Source organism: Pseudoalteromonas sp. Bsw20308 (genome assembly GCF_000310105.2).
Taxonomy (GTDB): domain Bacteria; phylum Pseudomonadota; class Gammaproteobacteria; order Enterobacterales; family Alteromonadaceae; genus Pseudoalteromonas; species Pseudoalteromonas fuliginea.
Map to the genome: position 1 here is coordinate 2,118,430 of NZ_CP013138.1, position 13,748 is coordinate 2,132,177.

Here is a 13,748-nt window from a genome sequence, read left to right on the forward strand (position 1 = left end):
GCTACTTCATACCAGAGTTTGCTGTGTAGCTAAATTTTAAATAGCTTTGTGCTTTTTCTAAAATAGCGAACGCCTCTTTTAAGTTTCGTTGCTCGAACGGAGAAAGTAAATGTGGGTCTAAGTCGTTATCGGGCTCTTCGCCCTTCTCTATTTGCCACGCTTGATGGCGAATTCGCATCATGGCAATGTACTCAAGTGCATCACGTAAATCTTGCGCTTTGCCCTGTGGTAAAAGTTTTGCGTCAATAATATCTTCTAATCGCTCAAACGAGTTTTGTTTACGCGAACCAATGGCTAATGCGTGCACCCGAATAACATCAGAAAGAGGTGCAGTCCCTCTTCGTTTTAGGTTCATCGAGCGCTTATGTTGGCCATTATGCTCCATAACAAAGCCTTTAAAGAAGCCAAGTGGAGGTGTTCTGTTGCGTGCATTTGCTGCCATATTAGCTAAAAACACGCGATTTACTTTACTTTGTTTTGCTATAAATATTTTAAGCTCGTCGGCCCACTTAGTTTTACCCCACACACCGTCTAAATCAAAAAATATAGCGCTATTAAGCAGCGCTTGTGGTTTTGGCTGCGCTATCCAGTCTGCAAATTGATCGAACCACTGTGAGCGAGTTTTACGCCATTTTTTAAATGAGGCCATAATTTCTCCATCACAGTAGGTGTAACCACACTGCGCTAAGCCATCACACACAAAATCGGCAATATTTTGAAAATACGCGTTATGTTTCTCGTCGTCGTAACTGTCATCTAAAATAAGCGCGTTGTCTTGATCGGTTACAATAAGTTGCTCGTCTCGAGCCATTGAGCCCAGAGCAATAAAACAATAAGGAACGGGAGGTGGACCAAACTTTTCTTCTGCTAATACAAGTAGTCTTTGTTTAAATGTACGCCCTATAACAGCCATGGCTGTACCAACCATGTGTGAGTTTGCATCTTCATTCACCATACGAACAAACACATTGGGCAATTGGCGCGCATAATGCGCCAAATCCTCTATTGTTTGTTGAGCCAGTATGCCACGCACTAACAGTAAGCTGCTTTGGGATTCATAACGTAAAATATCAGAGAGGGAGATAACTCCAATTGGGCGTCTTTTCTGTACGACTGGCAAATGATGTAAGTTATCTCTAAGCATGGCCAATACAGCTTCGAAAATATAGTCATTAGCATCTAAAAGCACTAAGTTAGTGGACATAATATCTTTTGCTTGCGTGTTAAAGCCAAGCCCTTTAGCCACTACTTTAGTGCGTATATCCCTATCAGTTATTATACCAACTACTTGTCCATCATCTTCCTCAGGATCGTCGTTTATGGGTTTATTTACATCTGTTACCAACACTGACGATACCGCCTCTTCGGTCATTAATTTAGCGATATCTTGTATCGTAGAAGTTGCATCTACGGTGACTACATCTCTGTGAATTAATGATTTTACCTTCGCGGTTGTCAGGTCATTACCATCGGCTTGCTCGACAATAGCTTGATGCAAACGCACGTTACCGTCTGTTTCGAAGTAATCAGCAAACGCATCAAACTCATCACAGTAACGATTAAATAGCTCAACATTTATGCAATACACTAACGTATCTTCCAGAGCAGTTGCAGGAAAACGCACCTTACGGTTCATCAATAAACCCATTTGACCAAATATACCTGCGGTAGCCAAACGATTGTACAGCTCGCCATTTCGGCGATACATTTCTACAGAGCCACTTCTAATTACATACAAATCAGAAATGTCTTGTCCAAAACTCAAAATATCTGTTTGAGCTCTGAAATAAGCCACTTCTACTTGTTGAGCTAGCTCATTAAGCGCTTTTTGAGGTAAGTCATCAAAAGGAGGATGTTGTGCTAAAAATTGTGCGATTTCAACTTGTTCGGCTTGCATAAATCCCTTCCTGTATGCGCATTAAAATGACTAAATCTATTTTTCAGACTAACACTATCATCGGGGTGTGAAAACAATTACTGCACAATTTTGGGCACAAAAAAAGAGCCTAAATAGACTCTTTAAATGTAACACTTATTGTATAAATTTATTTACCGCGCTGAGCGTCTTTTTGGGCTTTTTTAGCTTCTTTACGTTGCTGTAAAACAGCTTGTGCTTCATTACCGATATGGCCCTCACCGCGCGCTTGCGCTAGTTCTATTTGCTTTTGGCGCTCTGCAAAACGTGCGCGTTGTTCGTCCGTTACTTCTTCAATACAGTGATGACAAGAAACGCCTTCCATGTATTCAGGCTTTAACTTTTCGTCTTCTGTAATTGGCATACGACACGCGTGGCATTGATCATAAGAGCCTTTTTGTAGGTCGTGATCAACCGCAACACGATTATCAAATACAAAACACTCGCCTTCCCACATGGTTTCTTCTTTTGGCACTTCTTCTAGGTATTTTAAAATACCGCCTTCAAGGTGATAAACTTCATCAAAACCTTGCTCTTTCATGTAGGCTGTCGATTTTTCGCAGCGGATACCGCCGGTACAAAACATCGCCACTTTTTTGTGTTTTTCAGGGTCTAAGTTTTCTTTAGCCCACTGTGGAAATTCGCGAAAGGTTTTAGTATTTGGATCAACCGCATTTTGAAATGTACCAATTTCAATTTCGTAATCATTACGTGTATCAATTAAAATTACTTCAGGGTCAGATATAAGTGCGTTCCACTCATTTGGCTTTACATAGCTACCCACAACTTTAAGCGGATCTACGCCTTCAACGCCCATCGTTACAATTTCTTTTTTTAGTTTTACTTTAGTGCGGTAAAACGGACATTCATCGTCGTAAGATTCTTTTGTAACGATGTTTTTTAAATTTGGTTGCTCATCTAACCATGCTAATAAGTTGTCTATCCCTTCACGTTTTGCAGAAACAGTGCCGTTTATACCTTCGGCAGCGAGCAATAAAGTACCGCGTACTTCATTTGCTTCCATCACTTCTAGTAATGGCTTACGGATAGCTTCAAATTCAGGTAAACCTACAAACTTATACAGCGCACATACTACAAAGTGATCGCCCGTTACATTATCTTTATGAACAACAGTCATTATATTTCCTATTTTGCCTTGTTAGCCAATATTGGCGTTTACCGAATCGTAAATCCGGCGCATATGGGGCGCGTATTTTACGCTTTTTTAGTTTAATTGCAAAAAATAGCGCTATAGATTGGTTTTTACTGTTAGCGACCTAGCTGTGTAAGCTATAATGCGCTGATAAATTTATAGAGTTAATTTGCTCATTTTGGAGAAACACACATTGCAGTTTACTGATCTTGGGATTGATACACGCCTTGAAACACAACTAGCACATCAAGGGATCACCCAGCCCACCGATATTCAAGCGCATGCAGTGCCTACCGCACTTGCAGGGCATGACATTTTCGCTCAGTCTAAAACTGGGTCGGGCAAAACCTTGGCGTTTTTATTACCTGCTGTACAAAGGGTTATGAAACAAAAAGCACTCAGTAAACGCGATCCTCGTGTACTTATTGTTGCTCCTACGCGTGAGCTTGCTACGCAAGTATTTACTCAGCTACGTTTATTAATTGCAGGCACAGCCATTAAGGCCGTAAAAATACTTGGTGGCGAAAACTTTAATGACCAAATAAAAGCACTTAGAAACGACCCACAATTCGTAGTTGCTACACCAGGGCGTTTAGCTGATCACATTACAAAACGTTCATTACAATTGAGCGGACTAGAACTGCTTATTTTTGATGAAGCCGACCGTATTTTAGATTTAGGTTTTACTGAGCAGTTAAAAATGATTAACGAGCAAGCTAATCACCGTTTACGTCAAACGTTATTGTTTTCTGCAACACTTGACCATGCACAAGTAGATGCTCTATCACGTAACCTATTAAAAAAACCAAAGCAAATTACGCTAAGTGCAGCAAATGAGCAACATAGCGATATTAAACAAACGTTATACCTTGCCGATCACCTTGATCATAAAGAAGCGCTATTAGAGCATTTTTTAAACCAAGATGATGTTGGTCAATGTATTATCTTCACAGCAACGCGTTCTGACACGAGCCGTTTGAGTGAAGCGCTTAATGCTAAAGGCTTCAAATCTGTGGCGCTTGCTGGTGATTTAACGCAAAACAAACGTTTAGATATCATGGATTCGTTTAGTCGCGAAAACTTTAAAATATTGATTACCACCGACGTTGCATCTCGTGGTTTAGATTTATTAAGCGTAACGCACGTTATTAACTTTGATTTACCAAAACACGCTGAAGAGTATGTACACCGCATAGGTCGTACAGGACGTGCTGGCTTTAAAGGAAATGCAATTTCATTAGTTGGCCCAAAAGATTGGGCAAGTTATTTAGCTATTAAAGCATTTTTAAATGACGAATTAAAATTTGCGAGCGTAGAGAGCTTAAAAGCTAAGTTTAAAGGTTTAAAAGAGAAAAAACCTGAGGCAGCGTGGGACAAATCTAAAGAAAAAGCCGCCGCTGTTAAAAAGCCTGCATTTAAGCGCAAAGCCAAACCTAAAAAGCCTACAGCACCAATTAAAGCACCGATGAACATTGATGGCGATACACCAATGCGCCGTAAAAAAAAGCCTGAGCAGGAATAATTATGAGTTACCTAGGAACCACACAAACATTATTTGTAAAAGAAGTGAGTAACGAAGGTGCTTACTTAGACGGCCATGATTTAGGTGAAGTATTTTTACCAAAACAAGAAATAAAACATGAGCTTGAAGCGGGCGATAGTATTAGTGTATTTATCTTTTTAGACAATGCTAATTTGGCCACAGCAACAATAAAGAAACCACATGCTCAAGTTGGCGAGTATGCCCTACTGCGCGTTAAAGAAATAAATAGTATTGGGGCGTTTTTAGATTGGGGGCTTGAGAAGGATGTGCTTGCACCTTTTAATGAACAAAAACCACGCATGCAAGAAGGCCATTCTTATTTAGTACGTCTGTACCTTGATAATGCAAGCCAACGTATTTGTGCCTCAAACAACTTTAATCGTTTCCTGTCAAAAGATGAGCCGCAATATACTCACTTACAAGAAGTGGATTTAATTGTTGCTGGAAAAACAGATATTGGCTACAAAGTATTAATTGAAGAGTCGCACTTCGGTGTTGTTTTTTACAATATGGTATTTAAAAGCTTATTTGTGGGCCAAAAGCTTAAAGGCTATATTCAAAAAGTACGTGACGACGGAAAAATTGATGTTGTACTAGAAAAGCCAGGTATGGGAAAAGTAAGTGACCTTGGTGAAACTATTATGCAAAAACTTAAAAACGAAGGCGGTGTTATTCCACTTGGTGATAAGTCTGATCCTGAAGCAATAAAAAAGATGTTTTCTACCAGTAAGGCTAATTATAAAAAAGCAATTGGTGGCTTATTTAAACAAGAGTTAATAGATATTGAAGCAAAATCAATCCGTTTGAAGTAACAAAAATGCGTTTAGTATACTTACTAAACGCTTTAATTTTTTAGATTAGTTGATTTGAAAATAAGGTTTTTATCGTTTATTAAACCTAAAATATTAATGAAAGTGTATCAACCTAAAATATACTTATAAGGTAAAGTGCATTGCGTATATTGCCTGGAATAATCAAGCGCATCTTCTTTAGTTTCTAGATTAAGTGGTGCTAAACGAAATACCTTTTTGTCACAGTCTTGTTTTCGCTGATCGTGATTATCAACACATTCACTTATACTAATATTATGGTTACTTAAGACGCCTTCATTTTTATAACATAAATGATAAGCGTAATCAGCCATCGTCTTTTTAAAATCATATACGTTAATAGGGTAGCTAGAAATAATATCTGTAACCTTTGTCACGCCATCATAAGCTTTACTTGAAAGAACATACTTGTTAACTAAAAAACCCGCAATAATAATGAAAACCAAACCAAAAAACGACTTCAAAATAGATCCCCTACTGAATTTTGATACTATTAATGTAGCATAATATACCAATTAAGTAAGGGCATAGCACTTAACAACTACTTTTTATTGAATTAGGCAATGGACTTGTTAATATCAGTTAATACTCTCAAAGGATTTTCAGATTGCGTTATAGGCCGTCCAATCACTAAATAATCACTACCAGCATCAATGGCTTGCTTAGGTGTCATGATACGCTTTTGATCGCCTGCTGCACTCCCTTCTGGACGAATACCTGGAGTGATAAGTTTAAAGCTTTCCCCCAGCTCGGATTTAAGTACCTCAGCTTCTTGTGCTGAACATACAACACCGTCAAGTCCAGCCTCTTGAGCAAGTTTAGCTAAATAGATAACTTGCTCTTTCGCCGGCTTATCAATACCTAAACGCTCAAGCTCTTTTTCATCCATGCTTGTTAAAACAGTCACAGCAATTAGCAAAGGTGCTTTATCACCAAATTTTTCTAGGGCCGTTTTAGCTTTATTCATCATTTCAAAGCCACCAGATGCATGAACGTTTACCATCCATACTCCCATTTTTGCAGCTGCAGTCACAGCCTTTGCAACTGTATTAGGAATGTCATGAAACTTTAAGTCTAGGAAAACATCAAAGCCTAAATCAATTAGTTCTTTAACAAAAGTAGGACCAAAATAAGTAAACATCTCTTTGCCAACTTTAAGGCGACATGTCTCTGGTGAAAGTTGCTTAACAAAGTCTAGAGCTATTTGTTGATCGTCGTAATCTAATGCTATAAGAATTTTTTTTGAGTGTTCAAAAGACATAACTATCCTAATGTATGGCTATAAAGTAACTATAAATAGATCTAATGCGATATCTTCAGCAGGTGATTTTAAGTGTTGATAAATGAAATTTATATAGACTGTGTTTTACAAAAATTTCAACTAAGTAAACACTCAGTTTAATTTGCTAAAATGATCATCTTTAAATCCAGTATTATTAAAGGGGTTATTAAAATCCGTCTAATCCTCTGCTTGGAACAATAGTTTCCCAATGTTTACAAGAAGGGCAATTCCAATAAATCGTGTAGCTAGTAAAGCCACAGTGCTGACATTGAAAGTCAGGTTTAGTCGCTATGTAAGAAGTAACCAATTTATCAATTTGATTCAGTACTTCTTTTGTGTTTTTGTTTTGATCACCCATCAATTGCAGTAAAAAACTAAAACCACGAATAGTAGGTTGACGTTTTAAACTATCAGTTAAAAAATCAAAAGCTTGTTTTGTATGCCCTTGTTCTAGCAAAGCTTGGCAGTGTTTTATTTTTATTAATACACCGCCCTTTTCTAACAAGTCACCTACTAGCTCATGAAATTGATGCGTTAAATTTAATTGTTTATAACTATGTGCGAGCTGATCAATAAATAGCGGAGCAAACAAAGTAAATTGAGTAACAAGTTCACGCCAGTAATAAATTGCTTTAACGTAGTCTTCTTTTATATAAGCCAATAAACCTAATTCGTAAAGAGGACGCACTGCTTTATAATTTAAGCTAATTGCTTTTCTCATTAATTGTGGATTATCATCACTCAGAGCAGATTCGCAATAAAAATTAGCAATAGCTTTGAATTGCTGTTCTTTAGAAAATAGTTCGCTATGGGCTTCAAACATATTAATACCTTTTTCCCATTCGCGAGTTTGCGAATACAAAGTTATAATAGGTTCGAGCGCTTCAACATGTCCTGCTTTAACTAGCCAGACTAAATGTTCTTCAGCACCATCAAGTAAACCAGCCATAATATAGTCTTCAGCAAGTTCTAAACGGCTTGTTGCAGCTTGTTGTTCATTTAAGCTTGGGTGTTTTAAAAGTAGTTCATGGATTTTTATTGCGCGGTCTAGTTCACCTCGACGGCGAAACATAGTGGCAAGTGTAGAATAGTGCTCGACTGAATCAGCCGAAACTTCAAGCAAGTTAATTAAATGCTCTAAGCCCTGGTCTTCTTCTCTATCGAGTAAAAACTTTAAGCCTTTACTGTATTCAGAGGTAATCTGACGATTAAGTAAGTGAGCTTGGTTTTTAGCACTGTTTTTCCCCATAATCCAACCGTAACCGGCTGCAACAGGGAGTAATAAAAACAAAAGCTCAATCATAATTAAATGTCTTTATTAGCAGCAAGCTTTTTTTTATCTTCTTCAGGTACTAATAACTTTTTCAACCGATAGTTTTGCCACTTCAATTGTGAAAATAATTTAAAGCTAATAAAAAAACCGATCAAAACACCCAGTAAAAAGCAAATACTTATTATTACAGCTAAAGGTAATGTATTACTGGCAATAATATAATTAATTTGTACTAATTGTGGATTTTGAGAACCCAATACAAATGCGCTAATTAGGCATAGCGCAACCAGAATAATTTTTAAGACCTTAAACAAGTAACTACTCCACTAAGTTAACTAGGCAATACTTTCATTCACGCGGTCGCGTAATTCTTTACCCGGTTTAAAATGAGGTACATGCTTTCCGTCAAGCTCAACTGTATCGCCAGTCTTAGGGTTACGACCTGTGCGAGGAGCACGGAAATGCAAAGAGAAACTACCAAAACCTCTGATCTCAATACGATCTGAAGTAGATAATGAGCCGGCCATTTGTTCAAGAATTTCTTTTACAGCATTCTCAACATCTTTCACTGGAACGTGTGCGTGTTGTTCCGCAAGTGTTTCTATCAATTCTGACTTAGTCATATCGTTTCCTTAAAAAGAAATATAGGAAGGGCAAAAGATGCCCTTCCAACTAAAACTAATTATATATTAGTCTTTTTGTGCATTTGCGAAAGCAGCTGCCATTGCGTTTTCAAACACTGGCTCTTCTTTCTTAAGCTTCTCTAGTACTTCTTTCTCTTCTGCTTCGAAAAGAGCTTTTACAGATAAGCTTAAAGTGCGGTTCTTACGATCAACACCAACGTATTTAACTTCAATTTCGTCGCCTACAGAAACAACAGTAGTTGCATCTTCAACGCGTTCTTGAGCGATATCAGCTACACGGATGTAACCTTCAACGCCTTCGATAAGTTCAACAGTTGCGCCTTTCGCATCAACTTCAGTCACTTTACCTTTAACAATAGCACCTTTTTTGTTTGCATCAAGGTAGTTATTGAATGGGTCAGCTTCGATTTGCTTAACACCTAGAGAGATACGTTCACGCTCTGGGTCAACTTGCAATACGATAGCAGTGATTTCGTCGCCTTTCTTGAATTCACGTACAGCTTCTTCGCCAGGTGTATTCCAAGAAATATCTGAAAGGTGTACAAGACCGTCAATACCACCGTCAAGACCGATAAAGATACCGAAGTCAGTGATTGATTTGATCTTACCAGTAACTTGATCGCCTTTGTTCTGTAGACGAGCAAATTCCTGCCAAGGATTAGCAATACATTGCTTAAGACCAAGAGAAATACGACGACGTTCTTCGTCAATTTCTAAAACCATAACTTCAACAGTGTCGCCAAGGCTTACAACTTTTGAAGGATGGATGTTCTTGTTAGTCCAATCCATTTCAGAAACGTGTACTAAACCTTCAACGCCTTCTTCGATTTCCACGAAACAGCCGTAATCTGTAAGGTTAGTAACACGACCAGAAAGTTTAGAACCTTCTGGGTAACGACCAGCGATAGCTGCCCATGGATCTTCACCAAGCTGTTTAAGGCCTAGAGATACACGAGTTTTATCTTTGTCGAATTTTAGAACTTTAACTGCGATTTCGTCGCCAACATTAACGATTTCTGAAGGGTGTTTAACACGCTTCCAAGCCATATCAGTAATGTGTAGTAGACCATCAACACCACCAAGGTCAACGAATGCACCGTAGTCAGTAAGGTTCTTAACGATACCTTTAACTTCTTGACCTTCAACAAGGTTAGCAAGAAGCTCTTCACGTTCTTGTGAGTTTTCAGATTCGATAACTGCACGACGTGAAACAACAACGTTGTTACGTTTTTGATCAAGCTTGATTACTTTAAATTCAAGCTCTTTGCCTTCAAGGTGAGTTGTGTCACGTACTGGACGAACATCAACAAGTGAACCAGGTAGGAAAGCACGGATTGAATCAACTTCAACTGTGAAACCGCCTTTAACTTTACCGTTGATAACACCGGTAACAGTTTCTTGCTCTTCACATGCTTTCTCAAGACGGATCCACGCTTCGTGACGCTTCGCTTTCTCACGAGAAAGGATAGTTTCACCGAAACCGTCTTCAATTGCATCTAGTGCAACATCTACTTCGTCGCCAACAGCAACTTCAAGTTCACCAGCAGCATTTTTGAACTGCTCTGCAGGGATAGCACTTTCTGATTTAAGACCAGCATCTACAAGTACAATGTTATTCTCGATAGAGATTACTGTACCTTTAACAATAGAGCCTTGCTCTGCTTCAAAACCCTTTAAGCTTTCTTCAAATAACTGCGCAAAATTTTCTGACATACGAATATACGTCTCATATATTAATACCAATAAGCAACCATGCTGCATGGGGTTGTTAAAATAGCACTGGCATCCTGCTGGTGCATAAAATGTGTTTAGCTTCGTTTAGGAAGCTTACCTTCAGATATCGCAACATCTAATAAAGTCATAACTTTATCAAACACTTGCTGAGCATTGAGTTCGCTAGTATCGAGTTCAATAGCATCGTCTGCCGGCACAAGCGGAGCAACGGCACGATTCATATCGCGCTCGTCACGAGCTTGAATGTCCTGTAATAGACCACTCAGTGTAACATCAAGGCCGCGCGTATTCAACTCAACAAAACGCCTACGAGCACGCTCTTCTGCACTTGCTGTTAAATAAATTTTTAACGGCGCATCTTGAAAAACCACAGTCCCCATATCGCGACCATCGGCAATTAAGCCACTTTCAGTACGAAACGCTCGCTGGCGACGTAATAATGCTTCACGAACGCGAGGTAATGCTGCAACCTTTGATGCCGCAGCGCCTACTTCTTCATTACGAATAGTAGTCGTTACATCTTCGCCTTCTAAAATAACTTTTCCTGCATTAGTTTGGCTATCTACCAAAAACTGCACATCTAAATTTGCAGCAAGAGGGACAAGCCCTTCTTCATTGTCTAATGCAATTTGGTGATGAAGTGCAGCTAAAGATAAAACGCGATAAATCGCACCGCTATCTAATACATCCCACCCTAACTTGTCGGCTAACAAGCGACAAACAGTTCCTTTACCTGAACCACTTGGGCCATCAACGGTGATCACGGGCATTAATAACGCCTGCATTTAAACCTCCTGCAATGCACACCTAAATAAACCGCCATATTATACGCCAGTTATAAAAATATATCTGCTATTAGTGTGTAACTTTTTATAATTAGTTATAAAAGCCCTATTCACTGACTGACGCTAAAACATTGAAAAATGTAGGAAATGTCTTATAAGTACACTTTGGATCATTAATCGTTATAGGTTTCCCGCCAACAGCAACCATGGCAAAGCACATGGCTATACGGTGATCGTCGTAGGTATCTATTGCTACATCATTGAAATGTTCAGGTGGTGTAATTTCTATAAAATCATGCCCTTCTACAACGTCTGCACCTACTTTTCTAAGCTCAGTTGCCATTGCATATAAACGGTCTGTTTCTTTTACTCGCCAGTTATAAATGTTACGAATGGCAGTTGGACCTTTAGCAAAAAGAGCAACTGTTGCGAGTGTCATAGCTGCATCAGGAATTGCATTAGCGTCAATATCTACGCCTTTTAATTCGCCTTTGCGAACAACTAAACGCTCATCATACCAATCGATTTTCGCGCCTACTTGCTCCATTACTTTGGCAAAGCCTATATCACCTTGAACCGATTTAGCACCTACACCTTTAATCTCAATTTCACCACCCGCTATCGCAGCTGCAGCAACAAAGTAAGAAGCAGAAGACGCATCCCCTTCAACCATAATTCGATCGAGTGATTGATACTGTTGACCACCTTTAACTTTAAAAGTTGCATAATTACTGTGTTCAACATTAACACCAAAACGTGCCATTACATCAAGCGTAATATCAATATATGGTTTAGAAACCAAGGTACCTTTAATGGTTATATTTGTATCACCACTAAACAAAGGTGCAGCCATTAGTAATGCAGTTAAAAATTGACTTGAAATACTACCGTCAATTTCAACTGAGCCGCCCTTAATTTGCCCACCCATAATCTTAAGTGGTGGATAGTCTTTATGTTTAGTATAAGTAACATCACCACCCAATGCTTGAAGAGCATCAACTAAATGCCCTATTGGACGCTCTTCCATGCGCGGCTCGCCTACTAACTCATATTCACCAGTAACAGCAGCAAGTACAGCCGTTAAAGGTCTGTAAGCAGTGCCGGCATTCCCTAAAAACAATGGCTCGCTAGGCGTTTTAAATACGCCACCAACGCCGTTTACTGTCGCGACTGTTCGCTCATCATTTAAAGTTACATGCACACCTAATAATTTTAAAGCACCTAACATATGGCGTATATCATCGCTATCAAGCAAATTTTCAACAACGGTAGTACCGCTTGCCAGTGCTGCTAAGAGCAAAATCCTATTCGATAAGCTCTTTGAGCCTGGTAGGGTTACCGTGCCATTTACTTTTGTAATTGGTTCTAAACGTAGCTGTTCCATTAACTGTGCTCCTTAGCAAAGGCAGCCATAAAGTCTACTAGGGCTTGAACACCTTCAAGTGGCATGGCGTTATAAATACTCGCACGCATACCGCCTACAATTCGGTGCCCTTCAAGTGCAAGTAAACCCGCATCATTGGATTGAGTTACAAACTGCTCATTTAAGCTTTCATCGTTTAGCCAAAAAGGAACATTCATACGTGAACGACAATGCTTAGCGACTATATTTGAGTAAAAGTCAGAATTATCAATAAAATTATACAGTAGCTCAGCTTTTGCAATATTTTGTGTTTCCATGGCTTTTACGCCGCCATTTCTCTCTAACCATTCGAAGACTTCGGCAGCTAAATACCATGCAAAAGTAGGTGGCGTGTTAAACATGCTGCCCTGTTTTGCTTCAAGGGCGTAATCTAAAATACCAGGCTTTGCTAGCCCTTCACGCTCAAGTAGTGTTTTACGAACAATAACGATTGAAATACCCGATGGACCGATATTTTTTTGCGCACCAGCGTAAATTAAATCAAATTTGTTCACGTCTATTTCGCGAGACAAAATAGTCGATGACATATCAGCAACAATCGGCGCAGTTGGGTGACTCGGTACATCAAAAATCTCGAGTCCATCTACCGTTTCGTTAGGGCAATAATGAATGTACGCCGCATCTTCTGGTAATTCCCAGTCAGCAACGTCTTTAATTGAAAATTCACCATCAGCATCATTACGTACATCCGTAAAAGACGTTTGAGTGAACTTATTCGCTTCATCTCTGGCGCTTTTCGACCATACGCCATTCTCGCAATAAAACGCTGTTTTGCCTTCTTGGTGCAAATTTAAAGGAACAGCACTAAATTGGCCACGACCTCCACCGTGCATAAACAACACTTCAAATTCATCACTGATATTCATTAAGCGGCGAAGACTCGCTTCACACTTTGCAGTTAATGCTAAAAACTCTTTGCTGCGATGGCTCATTTCCATTACAGAAACACCCAAGTCTTGCCAATCTAGAAACTCTTTTTGCGCTTTTTTCATAACCGCTTGCGGAAGCATAGCCGGTCCCGCACAAAAATTATATTTACTCATTACCTTTGCCTCATTCCAGTAATTTAACTACTAAGCATGAACGTATAATCCCCATCCACTCAACCTTACGATTTTAATGAATGAATATAATTTCACACTCTATTAATTTTTTTCAACAACATT

At 39.1% G+C, this 13,748-nt stretch carries 13 protein-coding genes; 2 read left to right on the plus strand and 11 right to left on the minus strand.

The window, feature by feature from the left end; genetic code table 11:
• Position 1: 1 nt before the first annotated feature.
• The gene (locus tag D172_RS09130) at positions 2-1,897 is read right to left on the minus strand and encodes a DUF294 nucleotidyltransferase-like domain-containing protein (protein ID WP_007376591.1); all 1,896 of its coding nucleotides are present in this window, start codon (positions 1,895-1,897) and stop codon (positions 2-4) included.
• 148 nt (positions 1,898-2,045) lie between these two features.
• Positions 2,046-3,053: a rhodanese-related sulfurtransferase gene (locus tag D172_RS09135; RefSeq protein ID WP_002961191.1), complete on the minus strand. Its 1,008-nt coding sequence runs from the start codon at positions 3,051-3,053 to the stop codon at positions 2,046-2,048.
• A 208-nt stretch (positions 3,054-3,261) separates the two neighbouring features.
• Between D172_RS09135 and D172_RS09140 the strand changes: the two genes are divergently transcribed.
• Both D172_RS09140 and D172_RS09145 read left to right on the plus strand, forming a co-directional pair.
• On the plus strand, positions 3,262-4,590 hold the full coding sequence (locus tag D172_RS09140) for a DEAD/DEAH box helicase (protein WP_002961190.1): 1,329 nt from the start codon (positions 3,262-3,264) through the stop codon (positions 4,588-4,590).
• A 2-nt stretch (positions 4,591-4,592) separates the two neighbouring features.
• On the plus strand, positions 4,593-5,423 hold the full coding sequence (locus tag D172_RS09145; protein ID WP_007376592.1) for a CvfB family protein: 831 nt from the start codon (positions 4,593-4,595) through the stop codon (positions 5,421-5,423).
• Between the two features lie 107 nt (positions 5,424-5,530).
• On the opposite strand, the gene D172_RS09150 is transcribed toward D172_RS09145, so the two are convergent.
• From D172_RS09150 to serC, 9 genes are all read right to left on the minus strand, one after another.
• Positions 5,531-5,905, minus strand: coding sequence for a hypothetical protein (locus D172_RS09150; RefSeq protein WP_007376593.1), 375 nt, complete (start codon positions 5,903-5,905; stop codon positions 5,531-5,533).
• A gap of 92 nt (positions 5,906-5,997) precedes the next feature.
• Positions 5,998-6,702: an orotidine-5'-phosphate decarboxylase gene (pyrF, locus tag D172_RS09155; protein ID WP_007376594.1), complete on the minus strand. Its 705-nt coding sequence runs from the start codon at positions 6,700-6,702 to the stop codon at positions 5,998-6,000.
• 187 nt (positions 6,703-6,889) lie between these two features.
• Positions 6,890-8,026 (minus strand): lipopolysaccharide assembly protein LapB, encoded by a 1,137-nt coding sequence (gene lapB, locus D172_RS09160; RefSeq protein ID WP_007376595.1) that lies wholly within the window; start codon positions 8,024-8,026, stop codon positions 6,890-6,892.
• A gap of 2 nt (positions 8,027-8,028) precedes the next feature.
• On the minus strand, positions 8,029-8,310 hold the full coding sequence (locus D172_RS09165; protein ID WP_007376596.1) for a lipopolysaccharide assembly protein LapA domain-containing protein: 282 nt from the start codon (positions 8,308-8,310) through the stop codon (positions 8,029-8,031).
• A 21-nt stretch (positions 8,311-8,331) separates the two neighbouring features.
• Entirely contained in the window at positions 8,332-8,619 is a 288-nt protein-coding gene (gene ihfB / locus D172_RS09170) for an integration host factor subunit beta (RefSeq protein ID WP_007376597.1), read from the minus strand.
• Positions 8,620-8,685: 66 nt separating this feature from the next.
• Entirely contained in the window at positions 8,686-10,353 is a 1,668-nt protein-coding gene (rpsA, locus tag D172_RS09175) for a 30S ribosomal protein S1 (protein ID WP_002961176.1), read from the minus strand.
• A 95-nt stretch (positions 10,354-10,448) separates the two neighbouring features.
• The gene (cmk, locus tag D172_RS09180; protein WP_007376598.1) at positions 10,449-11,159 is read right to left on the minus strand and encodes a (d)CMP kinase; all 711 of its coding nucleotides are present in this window, start codon (positions 11,157-11,159) and stop codon (positions 10,449-10,451) included.
• A 106-nt stretch (positions 11,160-11,265) separates the two neighbouring features.
• Positions 11,266-12,543: a 3-phosphoshikimate 1-carboxyvinyltransferase gene (gene aroA, locus D172_RS09185; RefSeq protein WP_007376599.1), complete on the minus strand. Its 1,278-nt coding sequence runs from the start codon at positions 12,541-12,543 to the stop codon at positions 11,266-11,268.
• Positions 12,543-13,625, minus strand: a complete 1,083-nt coding sequence (serC, locus tag D172_RS09190) for a 3-phosphoserine/phosphohydroxythreonine transaminase (RefSeq protein WP_033016435.1) — start codon at positions 13,623-13,625, stop codon at positions 12,543-12,545. Before serC ends, aroA begins: the two co-directional genes overlap by 1 nt.
• Between the last annotated feature and the right edge of the window lie 123 nt (positions 13,626-13,748).

What these genes read in the sequence shown, in the direction of transcription:
- D172_RS09130 (WP_007376591.1), bottom strand. Translation starts at nt 1,897, where the DNA reads ATGCAAGCCGAACAAGTTGAAATCGCACAATTTTTAGCACAACATCCT.
- D172_RS09135 (WP_002961191.1), bottom strand. Translation starts at nt 3,053, where the DNA reads ATGACTGTTGTTCATAAAGATAATGTAACGGGCGATCACTTTGTAGTA.
- D172_RS09145 (WP_007376592.1), top strand. Translation starts at nt 4,593, where the DNA reads ATGAGTTACCTAGGAACCACACAAACATTATTTGTAAAAGAAGTGAGT.
- pyrF (WP_007376594.1), bottom strand. Translation starts at nt 6,702, where the DNA reads ATGTCTTTTGAACACTCAAAAAAAATTCTTATAGCATTAGATTACGAC.
- lapB (WP_007376595.1), bottom strand. Translation starts at nt 8,026, where the DNA reads ATGATTGAGCTTTTGTTTTTATTACTCCCTGTTGCAGCCGGTTACGGT.
- ihfB (WP_007376597.1), bottom strand. Translation starts at nt 8,619, where the DNA reads ATGACTAAGTCAGAATTGATAGAAACACTTGCGGAACAACACGCACAC.
- rpsA (WP_002961176.1), bottom strand. Translation starts at nt 10,353, where the DNA reads ATGTCAGAAAATTTTGCGCAGTTATTTGAAGAAAGCTTAAAGGGTTTT.
- cmk (WP_007376598.1), bottom strand. Translation starts at nt 11,159, where the DNA reads ATGCAGGCGTTATTAATGCCCGTGATCACCGTTGATGGCCCAAGTGGT.
- aroA (WP_007376599.1), bottom strand. Translation starts at nt 12,543, where the DNA reads ATGGAACAGCTACGTTTAGAACCAATTACAAAAGTAAATGGCACGGTA.
- serC (WP_033016435.1), bottom strand. Translation starts at nt 13,625, where the DNA reads ATGAGTAAATATAATTTTTGTGCGGGACCGGCTATGCTTCCGCAAGCG.